At 65.1% G+C, this 338-nt stretch carries 1 protein-coding gene; it reads right to left on the bottom strand.

The window, feature by feature from the left end; all coding sequences use genetic code 11:
• Positions 1 to 122 precede the first annotated feature (122 nt).
• Positions 123 to 338: hypothetical protein (locus tag U8525_RS34540; protein ID WP_374270983.1), on the bottom strand; the 216-nt coding region annotated here is incomplete at its 5' end.

The following is a 338-nucleotide window of genomic DNA, read 5'->3' as shown; positions in this document are numbered from 1 at the left end:
CTCCGCCAGACGGCGAACGGTGACGTCTCCCTTTGGGCAGAAGCTCGCGCCCCACGCCGCTGATTCCCGCGCAGCCCCTTTCACGAATTTCCTCGCCGCACCAGACGGGGCGCGGCGAGGAGTTACGGAGTACAGAGCGCGCCTGGTGTTGTCGCGCACGCTTTTTGATGGTTCCACGGCGTTCCACGGACCGGCTCGTTGATGGGCACCTCCAGCAAGCGCGCGAAACCACTGGAGTCCATCACGAGCGCGCGCGGCCGGGTGTCACCGCCGATGATGGCCTTTTCTTGAGGCGATTCCCTTTGGGGAATCGACGGTTGCAGCTTGAGCCGGAGCAC

The sequence above is a fragment of the Corallococcus sp. RDP092CA genome (assembly GCF_041903675.1).
Classification (GTDB): domain Bacteria; phylum Myxococcota; class Myxococcia; order Myxococcales; family Myxococcaceae; genus Corallococcus.
This window is presented reverse-complemented; position numbering and strand designations above follow the sequence as displayed.